14 protein-coding genes and 6 pseudogenes are annotated in these 22,979 nt (G+C 41.8%); 7 read left to right on the forward strand and 13 right to left on the reverse strand.

Annotated elements, in window-relative coordinates; translation table 11 throughout:
* On the reverse strand, positions 1 to 343 hold a 343-nt coding region (locus ATB74_RS23080; protein WP_179946907.1), incomplete at its 3' end, for a transposase.
* A gap of 438 nt (positions 344 to 781) precedes the next feature.
* Between ATB74_RS23080 and ATB74_RS23085 the strand changes: the two genes are divergently transcribed.
* The gene (locus tag ATB74_RS23085) at positions 782 to 1,699 is read left to right on the forward strand and encodes a helix-turn-helix domain-containing protein (RefSeq protein ID WP_081090167.1); all 918 of its coding nucleotides are present in this window, start codon (positions 782 to 784) and stop codon (positions 1,697 to 1,699) included.
* A 146-nt stretch (positions 1,700 to 1,845) separates the two neighbouring features.
* Here the strand turns inward: ATB74_RS23085 and ATB74_RS24010 are convergent.
* A pseudogene (locus tag ATB74_RS24010) lies at positions 1,846 to 2,485 on the reverse strand (IS66 family transposase); the annotation flags it as partial.
* Positions 2,486 to 2,497: 12 nt separating this feature from the next.
* Between ATB74_RS24010 and ATB74_RS24580 the strand changes: the two are divergent.
* From ATB74_RS24580 to ATB74_RS23100, 3 genes and pseudogenes are all read left to right on the forward strand, one after another.
* A pseudogene (locus ATB74_RS24580) lies at positions 2,498 to 3,255 on the forward strand (IS5 family transposase); the annotation flags it as partial.
* Positions 3,256 to 3,713: 458 nt separating this feature from the next.
* Positions 3,714 to 4,349 (forward strand): annotated as a pseudogene (locus tag ATB74_RS24020) (IS5 family transposase); the annotation flags it as partial.
* Between the two features lie 68 nt (positions 4,350 to 4,417).
* Positions 4,418 to 5,577, forward strand: a protein-coding gene (locus ATB74_RS23100; RefSeq protein WP_155645166.1) for an IS3 family transposase whose coding sequence is annotated in 2 segments (ribosomal slippage) — positions 4,418 to 4,676 and positions 4,676 to 5,577 — 1,161 coding nt in all. Because the reading frame shifts where the segments join, the coding sequence is not laid out codon by codon here.
* On the opposite strand, the gene ribB is transcribed toward ATB74_RS23100, so the two are convergent.
* From ribB to ATB74_RS23135, 7 genes are all read right to left on the reverse strand, one after another.
* Positions 5,552 to 6,241: a 3,4-dihydroxy-2-butanone-4-phosphate synthase gene (ribB, locus tag ATB74_RS23105; RefSeq protein ID WP_061019842.1), complete on the reverse strand. Its 690-nt coding sequence runs from the start codon at positions 6,239 to 6,241 to the stop codon at positions 5,552 to 5,554. The genes ATB74_RS23100 and ribB overlap by 26 nt on opposite strands.
* 22 nt (positions 6,242 to 6,263) lie before the next feature.
* Complete coding sequence (gene fre / locus ATB74_RS23110) at positions 6,264 to 6,965, reverse strand: NAD(P)H-flavin reductase (RefSeq protein ID WP_061019850.1); 702 nt, start codon at positions 6,963 to 6,965, stop codon at positions 6,264 to 6,266.
* Between the two features lie 5 nt (positions 6,966 to 6,970).
* Entirely contained in the window at positions 6,971 to 8,104 is a 1,134-nt protein-coding gene (locus ATB74_RS23115; RefSeq protein WP_061019843.1) for a long-chain fatty acid--CoA ligase, read from the reverse strand.
* Positions 8,105 to 8,188: 84 nt separating this feature from the next.
* Positions 8,189 to 9,163, reverse strand: coding sequence for an alkanal monooxygenase (locus tag ATB74_RS23120; protein ID WP_061019844.1), 975 nt, complete (start codon positions 9,161 to 9,163; stop codon positions 8,189 to 8,191).
* A gap of 26 nt (positions 9,164 to 9,189) precedes the next feature.
* Positions 9,190 to 10,257 carry an alkanal monooxygenase gene (locus tag ATB74_RS23125; RefSeq protein ID WP_017106196.1) on the reverse strand — a complete coding sequence of 356 codons (1,068 nt, stop codon included), beginning with the start codon at positions 10,255 to 10,257 and terminating at the stop codon, positions 9,190 to 9,192.
* A 35-nt stretch (positions 10,258 to 10,292) separates the two neighbouring features.
* Complete coding sequence (locus ATB74_RS23130) at positions 10,293 to 11,210, reverse strand: acyl transferase (protein WP_061019845.1); 918 nt, start codon at positions 11,208 to 11,210, stop codon at positions 10,293 to 10,295.
* A 15-nt stretch (positions 11,211 to 11,225) separates the two neighbouring features.
* Complete coding sequence (locus ATB74_RS23135; RefSeq protein WP_061019846.1) at positions 11,226 to 12,659, reverse strand: aldehyde dehydrogenase family protein; 1,434 nt, start codon at positions 12,657 to 12,659, stop codon at positions 11,226 to 11,228.
* 164 nt (positions 12,660 to 12,823) lie between these two features.
* Here ATB74_RS23135 and ATB74_RS23140 point away from each other — a divergent pair.
* Positions 12,824 to 13,564: pseudogene (locus ATB74_RS23140) on the forward strand (IS5 family transposase); the annotation flags it as partial.
* A 389-nt stretch (positions 13,565 to 13,953) separates the two neighbouring features.
* Positions 13,954 to 14,850, forward strand: coding sequence for a DUF6236 family protein (locus ATB74_RS23145; RefSeq protein ID WP_061019847.1), 897 nt, complete (start codon positions 13,954 to 13,956; stop codon positions 14,848 to 14,850).
* Positions 14,851 to 15,300: 450 nt separating this feature from the next.
* Here the strand turns inward: ATB74_RS23145 and ATB74_RS24345 are convergent, their stop codons facing one another.
* From ATB74_RS24345 to ATB74_RS23165, 4 genes and pseudogenes are all read right to left on the reverse strand, one after another.
* Positions 15,301 to 17,532 carry a glycosyl hydrolase family 18 protein gene (locus tag ATB74_RS24345; RefSeq protein ID WP_061019848.1) on the reverse strand — a complete coding sequence of 744 codons (2,232 nt, stop codon included), beginning with the start codon at positions 17,530 to 17,532 and terminating at the stop codon, positions 15,301 to 15,303.
* Between the two features lie 504 nt (positions 17,533 to 18,036).
* Positions 18,037 to 18,848, reverse strand: a pseudogene (locus ATB74_RS24350) (IS5 family transposase); the annotation flags it as partial.
* Positions 18,849 to 19,623: 775 nt separating this feature from the next.
* Positions 19,624 to 20,058 (reverse strand): annotated as a pseudogene (gene tnpA / locus ATB74_RS23160) (IS200/IS605 family transposase).
* A gap of 144 nt (positions 20,059 to 20,202) precedes the next feature.
* The gene (locus ATB74_RS23165; RefSeq protein WP_061019849.1) at positions 20,203 to 22,212 is read right to left on the reverse strand and encodes a hypothetical protein; all 2,010 of its coding nucleotides are present in this window, start codon (positions 22,210 to 22,212) and stop codon (positions 20,203 to 20,205) included.
* 424 nt (positions 22,213 to 22,636) lie between these two features.
* Here ATB74_RS23165 and ATB74_RS24040 point away from each other — a divergent pair.
* Positions 22,637 to 22,979: transposase (locus tag ATB74_RS24040; RefSeq protein WP_179946907.1), on the forward strand; the 343-nt coding region annotated here is incomplete at its 3' end.

The raw sequence follows: 22,979 nt of genomic DNA on the forward strand, positions 1-22,979 counted from the left end.
GTATCGCTCCTCTCGTTTTAGTCTTAAATGAAACCTCAACTTGCTTGGCTCTACGACTGATGCAGGTGTAATGCGGACAACTTAACGGTACATGGGCTAACCTAAATATCGAGTCGATAAATCCTTGAAGCGCTCTCAATGGCATAGAAAAAACTCGTTTCACCATGAGTGCTGTCGTGATAGCTAAATCACTGAACCGACGCGGCCTCCCGCGCTTATTCTGTTTACTTTGCGCCCACCCGCTTATTGCTTCTTCATCAATCCAAAAGGTCAGAGAGCCACGGTTAATGAGTGATTGGTTGTATTGCTTCCAGTTGGTTGTTTTGTAACGAGGCTTAGGCATAGGGCTACGAGAGAGGGGGGAGGTAGCTGATCAGATCGTAGGTTCTTGATTTAGTTCCATTGAATTACGCAACAAAGCCCATGGGGCTACGAAAGGTAGTGAACATAGCTGATCAGATCGTAGGTTCTTGATTTAGTACCATTGAATTACGCAACAAAGCTACTTTTAGAAATCGAGATATAATGAGTAAACAGCTGCTAGGATGATGATTAGGTCAACAATGTACATGTGGGGAAACTCACTCTATGTCCAAAGGGATGATAGAGCTCTCTTTAGTTTATGGGGAGGTGAGACATGACGCATTGGTTAAAAGCACTCAAAACGAGTCTATTCTATTTTTACTTTGCACGATGCAACAAAACTAAATAAACTAGGAATATCAAAGATAAACAAAGCAACAAGTATTTTATCATAAAACAATAAATGGTGGAAAATCCTATGATGTTCGCACAATTTTTGGAATTAATAAGAACAGAGCGAGGCCTGACACAACAAGAGATGGTTGACTTACTTAGTGAATCTGAAGCAGACTTTTCTAAGCTTGATCTTACGACCTTCAGCCGCTGGGAACGTGGTGTAACCTCTCCTAAGTTTTCTAAGCAATTGCTCGTGGCCCGAATTATGGGTGAAGACGTAATGCAGATCATCGACCCCGGAATAAAAACCAAAGAAAAGAATAAACGTCATTTTCAAAAAATGACGAACAGAATTCTATACCCATACTCAACAACTCCCAATAGAATTTTTCATTACTATCATGGTTCGTTGGTTGAACAACATCGTTTGTGTAAACAGCTAAGTACATTTCACCGAGATTATATGGGTACAACTTTCAACGCTGAAGTTCTACAACGAAATAACTTGGTTCTAAATTCGTTTTTTGACTCATCAGGTTCATTAGTCGGGCATTTACTTTATGGTTTTGTGCCTTTGAACCAACAAGCTCCGTCGGTTGATCTAAACGACTTATCTAAGTGCACGTTCATTGATTCTGAAAAAAGCCCAAAACAAGATGTGGATATGTATATAATCTCTACCTTTGCCTCTTTACCTGCACCTAGAATGGTCAGCTGTTTAATGATATTAGATATAGCTTGCCAGAATACTCAAATTAAACACCTAATACTCAATTGTCATGACCAAGAAGCTTACATAATCTTTGAGTCTAATTGTGAATGTGAATACCTATCAAAAGGAAATGAAATTCCTTTCGGGGGAGTCCAAGTTTTCGGAAAGCAATACCAATACGTACAAATTAGAATCAAAATCGAAAGTATTCTTTCAATACCCACAATAAGAACTCTCCTTCCTTTCACAAGCGAATACATTCAGCGTTTATTGGAAACATCAGAGTAGTAAGTAAATTACCACCTTATTAAAAAGACGGCTTTGTCTAAGCTTACTTGAAATGGGCCTCCTTATCCCCCAAAGCTTATTTCTCGTCAAGTATGGCAATTTGTTGAAGAGTTTTGAACCTATCTTGTCTTTCGATAGTATCTCAGGAACAGCCAATTTTTTCGACCAATGACCAGTGGTTTAATAACACGTTCAGCACAATTATTATCGATAGGCAGTGTCCATCATCGATATAGCGAATAAGCTTCGGCCATTGCCTGAGTGTATATTTTATCGCTTTTCCTCACTTACCTTTGCCCGAACGTCGAGCGTGAGCCAAGCAGCTGACATTGGTCACTTGCTAAGTCCATCATAAGCACTATAGCCATCGGTTTGGAGATAGCCACGATAGCTCCTCAAGAAGGCAACAAGGCAAGCCCTCGCGCGACGATTCTGGTCGTCGTACAAGTAGATGTTCTTAACATTCGGTAGCGTAGAATCTGGTGAGCCCTTGCCCGAACAGTATAGCCATATGTAGCACTGCTTATTTCCTTTGTGTCCATTGAGATGTGTTTCATCCGCCTAAACCACCACTTGCTCAAGTAGGTGCGCTTTCAAAGCCGCGCAAAACAGTGTTAACTTCTCACGGACTTGGATGATCCGCCTTGCCATGGTAGCACGTGATAGTTCGATACCTGATTGGGTAAGCAATGACTCCTATCGATAAAGTGGCATCGCGTATTGGTATTTGCCAAGAATGATGTTGGCCAGCAAGCTTTCTGTCACGAAGCGCTTATGGATAATGCTTTACAGCGCGACTCAGATACAGCGATTGAAGCTGCCTGATGATTAAGGGGATTTTTTCTCGCCCATTACTTGCACTTCAAGGCTTTGTCGACTCTGACTTTGAGCTATTGGATGTTTAGCTGATGTCTTCCGAGCACACCTATTTCAGTAAAACGCTCAAGGACACGTCAGGTCAAATATCGCAGTAAACCTTGAGCGTTATTCATCATATTGCCGTTGACTCGACTAGCGTCAAAGTCTTTAGAAGAGGGTGAGTAAAAAGTGAATAAGCATGTTGTAGAAAAACGTGGAACACGGTGTAAATTAGGCGAAGCTATTGATGTGGATACTCACGCATCTATTAGTGTGGAAATTAGCCTTGTCGACGTTGGCGCTAGTGAAATGGTACCGACCTTGTTCAACCTACTACGTAGAACGGTTATTGCCGTATCAGCCGATGGTGCATATTACACCAAAGTTGCTGCGAGATTCTTAAAATGAAAGGTAGTAATCCCCCCCGCCCCCTGAAGCCGCCTTGAAAGAGTGCGGTACTTTGGAAAGATGGCCATCCCAGAAACGAAGCAGTAACCGCTGTGAAAATGGAACAATAGCGAAATGGAAAGCCCAATCTAGCTAGAATCTCGCTCAATATCTGAGACTGCAATGTCGCGATATAAGGGACTGAAGCGGTACTGAACTTAGGGATGTACCAACGCTTACTTGGCAAAATCATGTTAAATGTCAAAGATATACATAAAGTCACGATACTAGGTATGCCCATTAGAAGCTAACGGATAATCGTAGATGTGTCTCGGCTCTCCAAACTGATCTGATTCACAACTCCGCTACCTACTATAGATTTTAGTTAAAAATTAATAGTATTCGCTGAAACAGATGACTCTGGTTGTACTTTTTATTTTCCTTTGACCTTGAATACCATAAGACAGTTTGTGCATTTATACTTTTCTTTTATTCCAAAAATCTTATCTTTGAGGTTTCGATGAATTCGTATGATTTTTTTATTAGTGCAATTACAGATCATCTATTTTTCTATTTTCCATTTCATAATTAGCTAAATAGTGTAACCATCAGTGACTCAAGACGATTGGGATTGGGGGAGATAGTTTTTTTAGAAGTGCCCATGAGTTTCAGATTGAGATATGGTAATGCCACTGTGGGCAATCTTGTCTAGAACCTATATCAATAGGTGTTGTCTGAGTTAAATCAACATCTATTGAATACACTGCAAATGAGTTCAACACAGTATCAAATCTCCGATGTCCACTGAAAAAATAGAACCACTATTGCCTGCCCATAAGACTAACCATCCTCTCGGTACACATCGAAAACGAGTCAATAACTGTGATGCGATTAATGGAATTCTTTTTATTCTCAGAACAGGTTGTCAGTGGAATACGCTTAGCGCAACGCATATTTGTACGTTTAGCTCTGCGCATCGTCGTTTTTAAGAGTGGCGAGATGCGGTTGTATTTGAGCTATTTCGGCAAACGGCCTGATTTACGAAGGGCATAATTGGCGTTCTATATCAATGGATGGCTACCAAACTAAAGCGCCTTTAACTGGCTCAAAAAACTGGAAAGAACCTAACAGGTAGAGCGAAACAAGGCATAAAACGCAGTTTGTTGACGGATGCGAATGGATTGCCACTTACTGTAGTCAGCGATGATGCCAACGTTCACGATATCAAATTGGCACTTCAAACTTTAGAAGCATTAGAGTGCTATCGACCACCTTTACAAGATCCACTGAGGTTATACAGATCAGTGGTTGCATGATGAACTGGTAACTTTAAACTATATCCCTCATGTTCAATCACGAACAAAAGAGGCTGGAGCTTAAAAAATCTGATGATTTTAAGGCCCATCTGTAGTGGTCTAATGATCTCGGACACCAAATTAGGTGGTAAAGTCTCCACCATAAATAAGGTGTTTAATGACAAAACGACAACGACGTATATTTTCTACTGAGTTCAAACTAGATGCTGCAAGTTTGGTTCTTGATCAAGGGTACTCCATACCTGAAGCAGCTAACTCTATGGGCGTAGGTGAAACGGCTTTACGGCGATGGGTCGACCAACTCAAAGTTGAGCGAGGTGGGATGACTCCAACGGCCAAAGCCCTCACGCCTGAGCAAAAGAAAATCCAAGAGTTAGAAGCCCGGATTAACCGGCTAGAACGAGAAAAATCCATATTAAAAAAGGCCACCGCTCTCTTAATGTCGGACGAACTCGAACATTCTCGTTAATAGACAAGTCGAGGGAGCATGAATCGGTCAAAATGCTTTGCGAACTGTTCAACGTAGCTTCGTCTTGTTACTACGAGTTTAAGCAACGCAAGCCGGATGCCAGTCGCATTCGTCTAGCTAGCCAAATTAAAGAACTCTTCAACATGAGTCGAGGCTCTGCTGGCAGTCGTACTCTTGTCTCGATGCTGAGCGAAGAAGGCATAAAAGCCGGACGATTCAAGGTTTGCCAGATAATGCGTGAAGCTGAGTTAATGAGTAAACAGCCAGGTTCGCATCGATATAGACATGCAAAAGTAGAAAGGCCAGATATTCCAAATCTACTGAAGCGTGAGTTTTCTGTCAGTACTCAGAATCGTGTTTGGTGTGGCGATATTACTTATATTTGGTCAGACTCGAAGTGGAGCTATTTAGCGGTAGTGCTTGACCTATTTAGCCGACGCGTTGTGGGGTGGTCTTTATCCGATAAGCCCGATACTGAATTAATATCTAAAGCTTTGGAGATGGCCTGGGAGCAACGAGGATGTCCAAAGAACGTGATGTTCCATTCAGATCAAGGCTGCCAATATAGCAGCCGTAAATATCGCCAAAGACTTTGGCGATATCGTATAACTCAAAGCATGAGTCGTCGTGGTAATTATTGGGACAACGCTCTCATGGAGCGGCTATTTAGAAGCTTGAAAACCGAGTGGATACCAGCAACAGGTTACCTGACACAAGCTCAAGCTAAGAAAGACATCAGTCATTACCTGATGAGTTACTATAATCGGCAACGGCCTCATCAAGCAAATGATGGGCTGTCGCCAGTAAATGCCGAAAATCGGCTTAAGTCAGTGTCCGGAATCTATTGACCACTACAATATTCTTTTTGTCGCACGATGTATTTCGATACTCAACAATGTCTTCTATCGTCAGAACGGGCATTTTGTGAAGTTTCGCAAACACAATGGTTTCAGGCAATTTTGCCATAGTACCATCTGAGTTGGTAAGCTCGCAAAGCACACCAGATGGGACAAGGTTAGCGAGCTGCATTAAGTCAACAGTCCCTTCTGTATGACCTCGACGGGCCAGTACGCCATTGCTTTTAGCAACCAAAGGAAAAACGTGGCCCGGTCTCGCAAGATCTTCCGGTTGAGCACCAAAATGGATCGCTGTTTTTACTGTTGTCACACGGTCTTTTGCTGATACTCCTGTTGTAACCCCCTCTTTAGCTTCGATTGACACCGTAAAAGCCGTTTGGTTTTTACTTCGGTTATCTTCCACCATAGGAGGCAATTCCAACCAGTTCGCTCGCTCTTGAGTTAAGCACAAACATACGATTCCACTGCACTCTCTGATCATCAGCGCCATTTGTTGCTCTGTCAGGTATTGAGCAGAAAAGATCAAGTCACCTTCATTTTCGCGGTTCTCATCATCCATCAATAAGATACCATTGCCATGTTTAAGCGCCTCAATAGCCCGTTCGACTCTTTGCAGAGGATTACCAAACTCTTCTAAAAGTGACGTAGACTCCATGATTTCATCTCCTTGAAAGTTGTTATAAATAAGCGAATGCATCGGAATAAAGTTGATCTAGCTCTACACCTTTCCCTTTACAAAATTCTGTCCGAGCGGACTCAACCATTTTGCCAGGGCCACATAAATAGATATCGAATTCAGATAAGTTCCCGAAATCATTCATCACACACTCTAGAACCTGCCCACGCTTCGCATATTGGGGGGAGCTTGGGACCTCCGTAATAGGTACGTAACGAACATTTCTGTTTTTCAAGGCAATATCAACCAACTCATCATGCACGTACAAGTTATTCATATCTTTTGCCCCCCAATAGACGTAAATCGGTTGTGTAAACCCATGTTGTAAACTGTTTCTCAAAATACTCATCGCATATGACATACCAGTACCACCGGCTATGAGTAATAGAGATTTTGCGCTCTTACTTCGGAGCCAAGCGTCACCTCTCGGTTCACTCACTTCAATTTTTTGGCCACTGAGCCAAGCGTTGGTCAGCTCTTCCATAACAAGGGTATTTTTATTACGCAGCTCTGAGCCACCAATATGAAGCTCTAAAAACTCACCTTCAGTAGGGCAAGAAGCAATGGAAAGCGGAACTCCGCCACAATTTAATCTGAGATTGATGTATTGCCCTGCTCTAAAATCAAATGGTTGATCTGGTCTCAATACTACACGGGATATAAAGCTGGTAAGTGGTTCTATTTTTTCTACCGTACATAACATCACATTCACCTCTTCACATTCTTAGTCGTAATCGCTTGAGACAAACTCAGTGCGCACCCTTTTAGCCCTCTCGTATTTACCCGTCTAACGATCTCGACCGTTGTCCCAGGTCTTTCCCCATCTTCCTCTCTCACGATGCCAATATCATCGGTGACCAAGAAACAGGGATAACTCACCGCCGACGCATCCATATAGCTCATTAGCCCCGGCTCCCCATTTGGCAAAGGTTTAAGAGTGATGGGATCCAAGGCTCTCGCAAACACCCATGGTGGTACTCTTTTTTTATGTTCTTTATCTTCGAAAAAGCAAGTATTCAACTCCACTTGGTTGAAGGTATCTCGGATCTGTTGGGAACTGTCTAAGTCAAATGTTTCAAGCAGAAGTTGATTGAAAGCCTCTCGATCGAGAGATTGGTCTTGATGCTTCTTCCAGCCTCCACCCGTAATTATGTAAAGATCGCTGCCACCATTGAACTCTCGCCCTTGTTTACGCATGAAATGACAAAGCAGGTAGATGAAATAAGGAGGGCCAATAAGACAAATGGTTTTACCCTTTTTCTTAATCCTCTCCATGTTTTTTAACGTTGCTTCAAAATCGATTTCATCTTCGTTCACGGTAAAAGCTGTTGGATAAAGCAGCTCGACCAAGCTCATCACATATTTGAACCAAATGTTATTGGCGTTAAAGCGGTCCGGGCCTAAATTGACCAACTCCATTTGATGATCAAACCAATCACCGACATAGTTCATGCCGAAATTGACAGAACCAAGCAGGCGCTCGATGCTCAGTCGGTCTCTAGCAACTATGCTTTTTATTCCACTAGTGCCGCTGCTTGTGAATCGATTTTCAACGTCAGCGTCTTCGACTGTCAGTAACGTTCTTAGTTTGAAGATTGAAGTTGGAAAAACGGGGATATCGTTGAGGTCGGATACGTCCTCTTTCACACCTAATGTTTGGCAGAAATGACGATAATCCTCGTTATTCTGGTAATGATACCGATACGCCTCTTTAACGAGACGGGAAGTCAATTGCTTCTGTTGTTGCAAAGGCCACTGGTGTGGTGTGCCCATAAAAATCAAGTCATCGATTTCTGTGCTTGCCGCGATATTTTCCTGCTTGACCGCTGAAAGTACGTCCATATAAATGCCTATATAAATAAGCGCGATTGCGCATAGAGATGGAGAAAGGGACAGAAATATGCCCCTTTATGCGTTCATGTAGTCTTAAGAGTGGTATTTCATAATGTTGACATTCACGATATCGATCACAGCTCTCTGTTGAGCCTTATCTGCAATCGACTCAAATGACATCAAAACATCAGAAGCACCACAGCACTCGATTGCGATACGTGCTGCTTGAGTACTTTCTTCATAAGTACCAATGGCATTTTCAGACAACAATTCGGACATTTTTGTAGAGAAGTCACTATTTGGGTAAGACTCGCGAACATACTCTGCTAAGTACTCATGCGTTTCTGCTCTTGCTTGGTCGCCATCAAGATTCTGGTTGACTAAAAGAGTCAGCTTATGGTGCACTTTCGCTATATCTACACCGTGCTCGTTAGCAACATCGTTGTAGAGCATCGCGTATTCTTGGCGCTGCGCATTGGAGTCATCCCACTTAAACACAAGAGCAAGAGCTCGCTTCGCTGCCCATTCGACCACTTCTTTACTGGTAGCATTCACAAACTGAGCGGGACCACCTTCGGTATAAGCATGTGGATTTACAGAAATCTTTGGAAAACTGAAAAAGTCGTTATCAGGGTGGCAGTAACCCGTTGAAAAAGCGTCATTGATAATTTCATAACATGCATCAAATACCTGAAATTGCGCATTAGTCGGACGATTAAAGAAGCGCATATCCGTACTTTTTTCACAATCACTAAAACCAAAAACAAAGCGCCCTTCACTCATCTGGTCAAGCAGGCAAGCTTCTTCAGCAACGCGAACCGGATGATGGGTGGTAATAACATGATTCAAAGAAGCAACTTTGAGATTTTGAGTCATACCAAGTAAAAAGCCCGCTACCGTCAATGGCGCACCTACTGTGCCTTGATTCGAGAAATGGTTTTCATACACAGCGACGGTATCAAAACTCAGTTGGTCAGCGTAATGAGCAGTATCTAACATATCTTCAATGACTTGGTCTGAAGATTGTTTTGAGTTCAAAAAATTGAGGAAGAATAATCCAAATTTCATGTCCCTTTCCTTATCGAAAATAATTATTATTGTTTCTCTTTGAGATATGGCATCACATCAGATTGAAACAGCGTCATGGATGCGATGATTTCTTCTTCTGAACCGTTAGCTTCAAAACCACAGCAAATATTGTTGATACCTGTTGCATCGATATCCTGCTGGATGATCGCGATACACTCTTCAGGCGTGCCCACTGGATTGATTTCGTAGCTGTAATCAATGCGACGATTGGTGTCCTTATGACCTTTCAAAACAAAGTCACGCCATTGGCCTTTGTTAAAGTCATAGCCTTTGATCTGGTTAGAATCATCAAAAATAGTGGTGGCATTCACGTAAGAGTCGTACCAATGGGCAAGGAAGTTTCGGCAAACTTCTTTAGCTCTCTCAGAGTCATGGTCGACTGAAGTAATGTAAGATAGGCAGTGGTCAATTTGGGTGACGTCGTAGCCATGTTCCGCCGCGATTTCATTGTAAAGATCGAGCTGAGCTTTCTTTTCATGTGTATTGATGATCCAACTTAAGATCATTGGCAGGCCACGCTGTGCGGCCCATTCCGTTGTGGACGCTGATTCGGCAACCACATAAACAGGTGCGCCGCCTTTGGTGTGTGCTGCAGGGTTCAACTGTACTCTAGGAAATTTAATATGCTCGTTATCTGCGGCCATGTAACCTTCTTCAAAGCCTTCTTTCATCAAGTCATACCAACAATCCATCAGTGCACGGCTGTTATCCATATCAGTCCCAAACACTCGGAAGTCCTTATCATACAACCCGCGACAAATACCAAAGCGGAATCGCCCTTTCGACATTTGATCAAGCAAGTTAACATCTTCAGCTTGTCGGACAGGGTGCGCCGTTGGTAACACAATCGCAGCGGTACCAACATTAAGGTTTTCTGTCGCACCAAGTAAGTTCGCAGCGGCCACATATGGGTTACCCAGTAAACCGAACTCAGTAAAGTGATGCTCTAATAACCAAACGGTATCGAAGCCACAACTTTCAGAGGCTTTGCCAAGGTTAACCAATCGCTTCATCACTTGTGCCTGATCTAACTCAGGTGGTTGATAAGTGAGAAGGAAATTTCCAAATTTCATAACGTTTCCTTATTTATTGGTGTTGCAGGTAAGCATTAAGCCATTTCTAGCATGCGGCTTTCGATTTCTGCTTTTAGACGACGCTCATTGACCGTCGCGATGGTGAGCTGCTCAAAATCGGGCTCGACAAAATCAACATTGATTTCGAGACTGCCGTCATCCATTGTGATCGCTGCTTTCGTCACAGATTGATAAAAGTTACGTAAGACAACTAAATTCTCACCCAAGTCGTGAGAGCTCCCAAGCAAGGAGTACAGTTTGCAATTGCCGCTGCTGATTTGTCCGAGCATTCCGTAGACTTCATCTTGCTCTACCCAATCATCGTTGTTGGCGGTAAATGCAATTAATGGAACAGAGGTATTAGAGACCTTGGCAAGCGTAGATTCCAAAGTATCCCAATGATGCTCAAAACAGTCTCGAACAAACACTTCAGAACCAAGCTTGTGCCCTTCGAAGTCAAGGTCGTTTGGCAACTCATCGATCGGTAAACTGAGATAATCAAACCCAAGTGCTTTTTCCAGCGTGTCACGCAGATTTACGACACCAACAGCAGTAATGAGGAAAGATAATTCAAGTTCAGCAACAACCTCATAAGCCACACGAGCCGACAAACTTGCCGCAATGAGCCCGATGTTCGAGATGCCCTTTTGTTGTAGCCAGTGATAAACCGTGCATAAACTGTTTTTTCCAGTGGTCATCGTAAATTCATCGATAGTGCCTGAGCTCAAACCGACGTGATGGAGCGAGTCATAACGAAATACATGGAACCCATTTTCAGACAAGTATTCTGCGAGACCAGCAAAGTGATCCATTCTCCGAGCGAACCCAGAAGCAATGAGAATGGTATTGTTTTTAGAGGGAGCACTTTTATTCGGAGGTGTTTCCCAGATGTGAATATTCTGACCATTATTCACGCTTAGCACGTGAGAAATAGTCTTACATTGACTTTTCATTATAAACTTCCTTATTTAAGGGACAAAAACCAAGAACTTATCTTCTTCAAGAAATCGAGTTTGTTCTATTTCTACAGAGACATCCTTGGTGGTAAAACTATATGGTCTTTCGTGAGAGACAAATCGAACTAAGCGTTGTAGTGGTCGCATCGCATCATGTGCACCACCCGCTCTAAATATATTATTCATGCCGGATTCAACTATTCGCTCAACGCCTTTTTGAGCAAAGATATCTCGGTATTTAGTTGAAGAACTCCAAGGATAAAAAGAAATCGTTTGAGTTTTATGCTTGTCGATATAATCAACAACATCTTCCACCTTATTTATTTTATGGATATAAACACAACGACTTAAAGGGTGGTTGTATTCGACACCAGCGTCTGATTCTATAATCATCCACTTATTATTTGGTTCCGATATAATGTTGAGACCTGAGAATTGACATTCCAATCGAGTAAATGAAAACAAAGCTTCTTCATCAAAACTTTGCCTAGACTTCGGGAGAATATTTTCATAAAGACATAATTTTTCTACCAACTTATCCTTAAAAGCTTCATAGTTGTCTCCACAAAAGTATATATTCTGGGTAGAGAAACAAGCATTCTGGTCATAAAAGCAAATATCATGAGCGGCGCCGGAAGCCGCTTCATCTAAGTTGGTCGGTTCATCTAAAATAGTAAAACTTTTTTTAGGGCCGAACTTCAAAACATCAATATGTGAAGGCGAATGCTTAACCGCCCAATCAATAGCATCATGCCCTCCCCAAGCAACAACCGCATCCATATGACTAATTAGCTCTTCCGCAATTGTCGTATCAGCTTTATGTGGCCAATACAGTACAGAGATCGACTTAGAAATTGGGTGGTCCGGATTGACGTCTATAAAACTCATTGCCAATGCATGCGCAGTAAATGGATCGGAAGCCGACATTCGTACGATGCATTGATTTTTAGTCAGAATGCCACGCAATATCGATGTCACACCGGAAAGGGGAACATTACCTGCGAGTAAGTGCATGACTCGCCCTTTAGGGAATGCTCTTACATAACACTCACCTTGAGGTAACCACTCATCTTGAATATGGGTTGACCCAAGCTCAGTATTCACAATGTCATATAGGGCACTTTTAGAGCATAAAATCATTGCGATCCAATTGGCCTCTAATTTTGCCATTTGTGGTGAATAACCTAAGTAGGTAATTAGGTTTCTAATGTACGTTCTTCTTCTAGAATATTCTTCATTCTTCCAGCGCTGTCCCACTGTATAAACAAAATTGATTATATTATTTATATCTAAATCTATCAGAACCTCCTGATTAAGCATCTGAGAAATATGCTCAACATTGAAAGAATCTATTTTAACTTTATTTTCTTCAAAAGTAATCTCATGACTTCCTCGCCCCGTAGAGCATATAAGACCATTTATAATCAAGGGTAAATGCTTTTCCATATTAAAGGTAACTCCTCTTTATCTAGAAAAAGCCTACCTGTTAATTAATTTATTTGGAAGCGGAAATGCCACTTATATTAAAAAGCGTTAATCATATCAAAACATTCCCACTCACAATAATTAGTTATCATTATAGACAATCCACCCTATAAATATTATTAATCATAGTGATTACGACGGCTTTTATGATCAAACGGGTATTTTCAATGCCGTTGAGAGGTCTGCAAGGATTCATGAATTCTGTTTTCAAGCTTGCTCAACTGCCATTCTTATACCCTCATTATTCATACATTAGCAAGCGAGCAAAAACGGTCAACGTCTTCGTTCAAGAATAAGACTAAAGGAGTAATCCAGCATTTAGCCATTGATGCGACTGGGCTGAAGGTGAGTGGAAAGTAAAAAAGCATGGCACTGACGGGAAGCGGCGAGTCTGGCGAAAGCTACATTTAGCGGTCGATACAGACATACACGAAATCATTGCTGCTGAGTTAAGTCTATCGAATGTGAGCGACGGTGAGGTGCTACCTAACTTACTCAAACAGACTAGCCAAAGAATCAATGAGATATCTGGCGATGGAGCTTACGAAACAAGGTCGTGCTATGAAGCTATTCATATCAAACGAGCAGTCCCACTAATCCCCCCGAGGGGAGGAGCTGCCTTTCGGGAACGCAGCCATCCTCGCAATCTAGCGGTCGGTTGTCAGAAGCTATACGGTTCCAATAAGTATTGAAAAATGAGGGGTGGCTATCATAAACGCTCACTCTCAGAAACGGCGATGTTCCGTGTGAAGAAACTGCTCGGAGGGACATTAAGTTTAAGAAATTACAACGCTCAAGTTGGCGAAACTTACGCCATGATCAAAGCGTTAAACAAGCTCACTGTTCTAGGTATGCCTAAACGATAGTAATCGCCTAACAATTCTCCATATTAGGCGAGTTTATACCTGATCTCGAATTAGGAAACAAAGCCACTATGAGGGGTTCTTGTCACCAGGTTTGTGCATGAGTGTAAGCGACTTCGTGTTACCTCAACTAATTAAGATTGTGCTAACTTAGCAAGATTCCTAACAAGCTTCTGTCCAGAGGCTTCATAGGTCTAAAGTTTTACTCGTGGCACTTTTCTCTCAAAGTACCACTAGATCAGATCCGCCTCTTTTTGATCTCGATTATTGATAAACTTAAGCACAAATGCTTTAGCCGAGCGCAAATTTTAATATGTAGGCTCAGGCAGCTTTTGCAACTAATTGCTTAGGGGTTACAATGTCCTTTTATCTATATGGTTATGGGGAATATGATGGAAAGAGGTGTTATTGCGTTACCGATGAACATTCAGTACAACATGACAGGTTTGTCATTCAGTTCGAAACTAACTCCTGAGATGGTTAGGTACTATATGTTGTACTGGGACAAGATGATTGTTCCCGACAACAACCTCATATCTTTCGGTATTCCCGACCAAGAAGACCTCGTCGCTACAGGAAAAGTTCTGAGACCTAAATTGAGCTTTGGCAATGGACGATACTCTAGCCAAGATATTGCTGATGCAATGCTATTAGAGCAAGCTGAACTAGCTAAAATGTTCAACAAAGGTCTTAATGTTGATTGGCTTATTCATCAATCTGATTGTAATCAGTTCTACTTACCTCCTGAGTTGCCCGAGCAAAACGACCATATTCGTTTTGGCTTGACTAACGTGCTTCCTGTTCCTGATCGTTCGGTGAATATTAACGAGATACTTGAATTCAAAGATTACCGAAGTGACGAGCTAGGTGATTTACATAACTGCATAAATGAAATGTATAAAGAAGTGTTATCTGCACCCGATCAAACTCTTGAGGGCAAACAAGCAATAGCTAGATTTCAAAACTCGATCAATAACCTTGACCAAGTATCAAAGGAAAGATTCCGTATTTTCAATAAGTTTGATATTGACGTTCAATACAAACTTTCTAGGAAAGACCTAACTCAAACAACAGGTTTAGCTAACCTCGAGGGGGCAGCATTACCAGCTTTTGGAATCGATATGTTCACAGGTTATTCTTTTACTATGGCAACTGCGGTTGGTGCTCTTGCTGGATTTGTGTCTGGTTTAGAAGTTTCTGTGTCAAGAAGCCAAGCATTGAAAGAGCCCACCAACAACCCATTAATGTACCTGTCTAAAGCATCAGAAGTTGGAATAATCACGATTTAAGGCTTGTAGTGATCTGAACCAGCAGAACTGGACACCTCACTGAGCGACTTTCCGATAGCAAAAGTTATCCGAGTTTTTCTATTTTACTTGATTACTCTAAGAAGGCTTTGTCCAAAAGCGTGTTTGGAACCCAATAAGCTATTTCACTTTCGTTGCTTCAGACTATGTTGCACATCATCAGGATGTGTTCTAGCTTTTCATTTCATAGTCTTGGTCGATTTTTATGACAAATTTTTCACTCAAAAATCGTTAAAAGTGCCCCCATTTACAAAAAATTACCAAGGGTGAGGTGGGATTGGTTCTTAGTTAACCACGTGCTGTAAAATTAATATAAACATTGTTTACGTTTACCATGGCCCCTTTTAAGGGGGAATGTAAAACCGCCTTCTAAGAAGGCGGAGAATTTTAGGTTATATTGTTTAGAATGCGCTATTAGTTAGCTGGGTGAACCTAATCAACTAAGTCCCATGCAGAGGTCCACGCTAGACCAGCTCCTGGTTCGTAGTAAAACGCAGAAGACGATGAACACCAACCTGAAACTTTACATTGGTAAGCACTTCCCGCATTACTAACAAGATCCCCGACATTATACGTTGTACCTGCAACATATTGAGGGCTACTTGGCGGGTCTACTGGATATACCGGGTCTACTGGATATACCGGGTCTACCGGGTCTACCGGGTCTACTGGATCTACCGAATCAACTAAGTCCCATGCAGAGGTCCACGCTAGACCTGCCCCTGGTTCGTAATAAAATTCAGAAGGCGATGAACACCAACCTGAGACTTTACATTGGTAAACACTTCCCGCATTACTAACAAGATCCCCGACATTATACGTTGTACCTGCATCATATTGAGGGCTACTTGGCGGAACAACTGGGTCTACCGGGTCTACCGGGTCTACTGGGTCTACCGGGTCTACCGGGTCTACCGGGTCTACCGGGTCTACCGGGTCTACCGGGTCTACCGGGTCTACTGGGTCTACCGGGTCTACCGGGTCTACCGGGTCTACCGGGTCTACCGGGTCTACCGGGTCTACTGGGTCTACTGGGTCTACTGGGTCTACCGGGTCTACTGGGTCTACCGGGTCTACCGGGTCTACTGGGTCTACCGGGTCTACTGGGTCTACCGGGTCAACTGGACCTGCAGTCATTCCTGTTAATGCGTTACATTCAGCTTCAGATAACTCTGTCTCGTCTGTATCAATAAAACCACACGCTTTAATAACGTTTGTCATATCTAGCTTAGTGTTTGTGACACGGTAGCCTAAACCTTCACGGGCTGCATTGGTATGGTAACCAGGGTCGTGATCAACCATCCAGTTAAAAATACCGCCAAGATTACGCTTTTTAGCGTACGCAGCTTTCGCATACACACTTCGAGGGGTATCGATGCTTAAAAACTGATTAGTCTCCTTATTGAAAAGAAAATCTGCGTTTGCATCGGTATCTGTGTAAATTTCATAACCTTGTAGTCCAGATGCGCCAGTCTCTTTAAAGCTCACAAGCTTATCGGCATAATCAAAAAGCTCTGATGCACCAGCGTCATAGCTGTAGTTTGTTGATGTATTAGGAGCAAAAGACCCGACTAAAGGTGAAACACTTTGTAAGTCTACGTTACCAGCATTACGACTGTAGTTAGCATAACCAATTTGAATCGCTGTTGATGGAATGCCAAGTACATCAATCATGTAATCAATCGACTTTTCAGCCGAGTGGAAGCTATCATCGTTTTCAAACGCTTTACCAGACATATTGGTATGATGCGCAAGCTTATCTTGCCAGTCACCCATAAAGTCATAAGTCATTAAATGAACATAGTCTAGGCCATTATCAATTAAAGCTTTAATGTTTGATGCATCTAATTTGGTCGCAGGAGCGCCCGCCGCAATGGCAATTTTCTTCTCTGGCATTCCCGCCTTTGTTAAAGCACTGCGAAGCTCTTTAATAAGAAGAGCATAGTTCTCACCATCTTTTTCAGACCATGAGTTACCGCTTGCACCGCCGCCACCTGGGTATTCCCAGTCGATATCAATTTGGTCAAACATAGGGTACAGAGTAAACCATTTTACTGCGCTATCGATGAAAACCTTGCGAGATTCTGGAGTACTTGCCATGCGAGAGAAAGGCTCAGACAGTGACCACCCACCAACACTAAAGGCAAGCTCCAAATTTGGGTCATCTTTTTTCATGTCTCGTAAGACAGCAATTAGGCCGCCAGCGTATTTTTGTCCACTTTCAAAGCTTGCAGCACCATTTCCAGTGTCTTCGTAGAGTTCGTTGTTCCAATGGCCATTACCACTGCCGTAATCCGCCTGATAGTCTGAGTTAGGGTCTGTAAATACGATTGTATAATCGGGGTAATTACTGGCAGCACACACTCTTTCTACAGAGGCGACTGAAGACGTAACCGTTGGGTCTCCAATACCAGAACCACACACACCCATAAATGAGTACACTAACTTGTCGTATTTCCCTTTAATATCATTGATATTAAAAGCTCGTTCATATACGCCCCAGTTTGATAGGTAACCAGCTACTGGAAGTAGAGATTCATCATGCTCATACGTATTGAAGACTTTCTCTGCATCCGTCCACTTAGGGCTGCCAGCTACAGCAACATTCATTGACCCACATGCTATTAGTACAGCAAGGCTAATGATTTTTTTAGAGGTGTTCATTATTTTCCTTAATAAAATTTAAAAAATAGAGTGATAATCTGTCTTTATTTTTGAAAGCTAGTGATAACTAGCAAGACTAAATATTCTTAGTACTTAACTACTGCTTTTAATAAAAATATACCTTTTTTATCTTTATAACTCTGGTATTGGATTATGTCACCCAACACTATATTGACTGACATGGGGATTTTATTGTTAATTCTATTATCATGAAAATGGCATTTAGTTATATCTTTAAAAGGTAAGTGCCTTCACCCTATGTTGTCTTGGTGTCCGGGATCATTAGACCACTACAGTGTTGTATTTTTTCAGTTAATATTTAAAATAAAAAATGGTTACTGGAAGGTCGCACCTGGGGATAAAAAGTGGAATACCAAAATGTTTATTGATAGAGCCGTTGAAGTTTTGGAGATAAGTTGCTTTATTGCTTAATTCGGTAAGAAGACATGGTAGCCACAGTTGATCAGTTCTCAAAACATATTGACTTTCAGCATACCTGGTTGTTCACGCCTTGAGCATAGCGTAAGTCTCGCCTATCTGAGTATTGTAATTTCGTAGGCTTAACTTCCCATCTAGCACCTGTTTTACTCGTTACATTACTGTCGCTGATAGAGATCGCTTATGACAGCCATACCTTTTTGACGTCTTGTTGGAGCTGTAGAGCTTCTGGCAACCTACCGCTAAGTTACGCGGAGCCATTATTCCCAGAACACTATTACTTCTTGTGGCGGGGGAAGCAGCTTATCTCACATAAACCGTATCGCACCTTGGTGATTCCCTGTGTCATAAGCGCCATCACCTGGCATCTCAACGATTTTGCAACATGTCTGATTAAATAAGCCGGTAAGTACTTCAGTAACGGTTATGTGGGATGAGCCCAGCTCTACAGCGACTATTTCGTGGGTTTTGGTGTATACCATGATATAAAGCTTACGCCAACCGCTTCGCGTCAGTACCACGCTTCTTGCTCTTCTCTTCACTTTCACCATAAACCTCGAGACCAGTAGCATCAATGGCTATGTGCTATATCGTATTTCTGGTTTTAGTTTTAAATGAAACCTCAACTCCCTTAGCTCACGACTCGTACAGTGTAGTACGGAAAAACTAGCGGGGATAAGCCAAATTGAATACTGAGTCCAGAAAACCGTACAGCTCTCTCAATGATATGGCTAAGTTGCTGAATAGACGAGATCTACAATGCTTACTTTGCCACCACTCGGCTATCGCTTACTCATCAAACCAAGAGATCAGATAGCCACAGTATATTAGAGCTTTGTGACACTGTTTTTTGCTAGTTGTTTATACCGAGGATGAGGCTACGACTATTGATAGGTTTAGCCTATCAGCTCGTAGTTTCTTGATTTAGCTCCACAGAATTACGCATCAAAGCCGACTTAGGGGCAAAAATCAGTCAACTAAAAGCAAACATCCGACATCTAACCAATAAGAAGATACGACACCATTCACAATCTCATATGCAGTTAAGTTTATATTATTAATAAACTCCCGCATAATAGGTCGCATCTTTCATCAATACTCCATTTCAATGTCTACAGCTAATTTATTTATTTTTAAACACCAAATTCGAATTTTAAAAGCCAAATGCTTACAGGACTTGATAGGGGGTACGCGCTTTGGCACTCACCATCATGTAGGGAAACTTTCTTTTAAAACAAAAAATGGAGTCTTAGTATATAGATCTTATACGCAAGATAAAAAAACGAGTAGAATTGAACTACTAAACGTTCTCTAAAAAATATCAAACACACTATCCACTATTTATGCTATCAATAAGCGCAGCAAATAAAAACTATATACTGACTACGGTAACTATCTAGGGGGCCCCTAGAGCAGTACTGATTTCTGGCTTTGGGAAGACAAAAGACGTTTCAGTGGAATCTGTTGATGCTGTTCCCCTCAGAACGATTAACAGGAAGGACACCGCATGACCGATAACACTGTTGTTTCACTGAATGCACCACAGACCCGCTCACCGTAGTGATACGCTAAGAAGCTTAAGATTTTATGACACAAGCTATTAACTTCTAAAGAAGGTGGCTTTGTGTGAGCCCCCTAAAAGGGGGCCTTTGTTTAGTCCAGCGCTAATTGTTGCTGTTCCACGCGCTCTTTCTTCTCCTGATGCCTTACATAACGTCGAATGTTTTCTTCATTAATACCTACGCTATCGACAAAATAGCCCCTTTGCCAAAAGTGGTTACCCCAAAGCTTATTTTTCCTCAAATATGGAAACTTACTGAAGAGCTTTTAGGCTATTTTGCCTTTCAATACGCCCATCAACTTGGATATTGATAGCTTGGGTGGAACCTTTACGACTAAGTGCACGTGGTCAACTTTGACGTTCAGTTCAACAACTTCACATCCAAGTTGATTACAGTAAACATTTATACACCGATAAACTTCTTTGCCTACATTGTTCTTCAAGATCCTAAATCTGTATTTTGGCGTCCACACTATGTGATATTGACATCTCCAAAATACGTGGGAAGCTTGATTGTATCTACTCATGTTATTTGTCCTCTTTGACTCCGCTAAAAATCAAGGGAGCATTTAACATGGGTAGAACTACAGGCAAAACCTAACTGAATGATAACCACCTACTGAAGTAGGTGGTTTAGGGCTGAAAATAAAAAGTATTGTATCTTCGCAACCTTAATAGTAACGCGTACCAGGAAAACCTTGATGCAAACCTGTACGAATTACTTCATAACTATTTTTACCGAAGCTTGGGAAAGGCGAAAAAACAGTTCTGGGTATATTTACAGAAGGCCATTGAGCTAAGTATCCTTTAGGAGCTGAAATAAAGCCTACATCTATACCTACTTTTTTTAGTTCAGTTTCAAGCTTAGAAAGATAGAATCCTCCTCCTACATTACAAGATTGAACCTTAAGAACACCTACTTGACGTAACCCTAGAGCATAAAGCTTGCGTGCGAGATCTACAGGTGTCACTGGCGCATATGATCCATTCTGATTTGTACACATAGGACCATAAGGGTTACCATGAGCGACTATGTCCAAACGGTGCTCAAATGTTAAAGATGAAAGTTGATTTGGAGAGGCTCCCGGAAACAATTCCTGTAGTGATGATTCCAATACCAATTCGTTACTACTTGAAAGATTTTGCGTAGGAATATTATAACGATTTATCGAACTCTCACCAAAATGACGAAACACAGACTCCGGCTGCCCCTTTCCTAATAGTAGGATATGTCTATAGTTCCCATCTGATGTCCAGTTTTTCAATACATTATTTACTTCTGCTATAGCCCAGCCTGATGTATTTTTGACAACTTTATGAGCACCTAACGAACCAACACCTTCGTACAGTGCATAATCGTTGCTCGAAGGAAAACGTCGAACTCTATGCCAACTTCCCATGATATTGGCAATATAATCAACCCCCTCTATCGCTCCCTCTCCGACATAATGATGAAGCCCAGATTCAATCTGCGTACCAACTACAGCTTCGAAATCACTTACCAAACTTGTTGCTAATGCCGATGATTGTGAAACTGGTACTAAAGCAGTCGCTTCTGAAGATGTAAGCTCGAGCGCTTCATTGACATAACCCGCATCCACAGTCTCTTCTCCTGCAAACATTGCCCTCGAAAAAATGGCGCCTTGGGCCACCTCCCCTAAAGCTAGCTCCCCTACAATTTCAGGAGCAAAAATCCCTAAAGCTTCAGGCGCAACCAAAGCAACCAACGTGATAGCAACCAACTTGGTTTTATCAAAATTCCAACGGCTATGGTGTGGCAACCTTTCAGACTGGCGAGCACGGTTAACAATTGCTTCTCCGACTATCGAGAAACCAAACTTGTTATTCGGTAAGTCGCTCAATTGTGCGTACCAACTTTGTAGTGAATTACGTTGAAACTGACTAAATGATGCCCACTTTTGTATTAACATCCTTTGGGCTAACGCGCCCACTCTCGCATAAGGGTGAAAACCATTTTGCATAATAGAATAATAATCGTATTGTGGCTTCCAAATAGATTCAGCATCCTTTAACTCAGCTAAAAGCGCAGCTTCTAACCGATCCTTGAATCCTCTCCCCCTAGAAAAGCCGGAAATAAAAAATTGGCGTAAAGCGTCTGAGCGTCGATTTCCGGTTTTATTCGCAAGCCTTCTAATAACCTCCATATGACTATAATTTTCCAACATCGTATTTAGCGCTATGGAGTAGACTGCCAAATCCAAAGGGTCTTCCGCATAGTATCGGTGTAAATACAACTCTTCTTCAGAAGGAGGAGAAGCCAACTCAAGTTCCACCTTCAGGCGATCTAAGAAGATAGTCCGCATATCAACAACATGAGAAAGCTCGTAAAAAGACAAATTAGGAGCCTGTGAAGCAACAAATATTATTGCGGCTTCATTTATAACTGATTGATTCAAAGAGGTAAGGTTTTCAATAAGAAGATCAAAGTTATTATGTGCTTTTAGACTAACAAAAAATTCTTCTGGCAAATAAACCACTCCAAACTTTTGCTTTATCACATTCAAGGCATCAAGAGCGCTAAGTGCTTGAGTTTGCGACTCCCAGTCCACCCACTGGTCTATATTTTGACGCCATATTCTATGATGCTCGTAGTGGTTATAAGTAGTGGCTTCCGCAAAGAAACTTACTATGAATAGTGTCAAAAAAAGTATTTCTTTCATTATATATCTCCTTTTGCCGAACCCTTCAATATTAATGATGTTGCACTTAACCATCAATGAGCAGGCGACAAGTATAGATAATCAAAATGCCTAATGAATGGTATATTCATTCTTATTTTCGTTTTTCGTTTTTCGTTTTTTGATTTTTGATTTAACTTCACGAGTTCAATTCAAGACAACATCAATCCAGACAGATAAAAAATTGTCAATAGTATAGGGAATATTCTTATTCAGACCACACTCAAGAAAGCAAGAAACAACGATAAAATTAGTCAGTAAAATATACCTCGGTTTAACTAAAGAGCTTGAGCTATATTTTATTCTGTAGAGAGATACCTTTGGAGAGGCTTTGTTGCGTAATTCAATGGAACTAAATCAAGAACCTACGATCTGATCAGCTACCTCCCCCCTCTCTCGTAGCCCTATGCCTAAGCCTCGTTACAAAACAACCAACTGGAAGCAATACAACCAATCACTCATTAACCGTGGCTCTCTGACCTTTTGGATTGATGAAGAAGCAATAAGCGGGTGGGCGCAAAGTAAACAGAATAAGCGCGGGAGGCCGCGTCGGTTCAGTGATTTAGCTATCACGACAGCACTCATGGTGAAACGAGTTTTTTCTATGCCATTGAGAGCGCTTCAAGGATTTATCGACTCGATATTTAGGTTAGCCCATGTACCGTTAAGTTGTCCGCATTACACCTGCATCAGTCGTAGAGCCAAGCAAGTTGAGGTTTCATTTAAGACTAAAACGAGAGGAGCGATAC

Source organism: Vibrio splendidus, assembly GCF_001557875.1.
GTDB classification, from domain to species: Bacteria; Pseudomonadota; Gammaproteobacteria; order Enterobacterales; family Vibrionaceae; genus Vibrio; species Vibrio splendidus_F.

What these genes read in the sequence shown, in the direction of transcription:
- ATB74_RS23125 (WP_017106196.1), bottom strand. Translation starts at nt 10,257, where the DNA reads ATGAAATTTGGAAATTTCCTTCTCACTTATCAACCACCTGAGTTAGAT.
- fre (WP_061019850.1), bottom strand. Translation starts at nt 6,965, where the DNA reads ATGTTATGTACGGTAGAAAAAATAGAACCACTTACCAGCTTTATATCC.
- ATB74_RS24345 (WP_061019848.1), bottom strand. Translation starts at nt 17,532, where the DNA reads ATGAACACCTCTAAAAAAATCATTAGCCTTGCTGTACTAATAGCATGT.
- ATB74_RS23115 (WP_061019843.1), bottom strand. Translation starts at nt 8,104, where the DNA reads ATGGACGTACTTTCAGCGGTCAAGCAGGAAAATATCGCGGCAAGCACA.
- ATB74_RS23120 (WP_061019844.1), bottom strand. Translation starts at nt 9,163, where the DNA reads ATGAAATTTGGATTATTCTTCCTCAATTTTTTGAACTCAAAACAATCT.
- ATB74_RS23145 (WP_061019847.1), top strand. Translation starts at nt 13,954, where the DNA reads ATGGAAAGAGGTGTTATTGCGTTACCGATGAACATTCAGTACAACATG.
- ATB74_RS23085 (WP_081090167.1), top strand. Translation starts at nt 782, where the DNA reads ATGATGTTCGCACAATTTTTGGAATTAATAAGAACAGAGCGAGGCCTG.
- ribB (WP_061019842.1), bottom strand. Translation starts at nt 6,241, where the DNA reads ATGGAGTCTACGTCACTTTTAGAAGAGTTTGGTAATCCTCTGCAAAGA.
- ATB74_RS23130 (WP_061019845.1), bottom strand. Translation starts at nt 11,210, where the DNA reads ATGAAAAGTCAATGTAAGACTATTTCTCACGTGCTAAGCGTGAATAAT.
- ATB74_RS23135 (WP_061019846.1), bottom strand. Translation starts at nt 12,659, where the DNA reads ATGGAAAAGCATTTACCCTTGATTATAAATGGTCTTATATGCTCTACG.
- ATB74_RS23165 (WP_061019849.1), bottom strand. Translation starts at nt 22,212, where the DNA reads ATGAAAGAAATACTTTTTTTGACACTATTCATAGTAAGTTTCTTTGCG.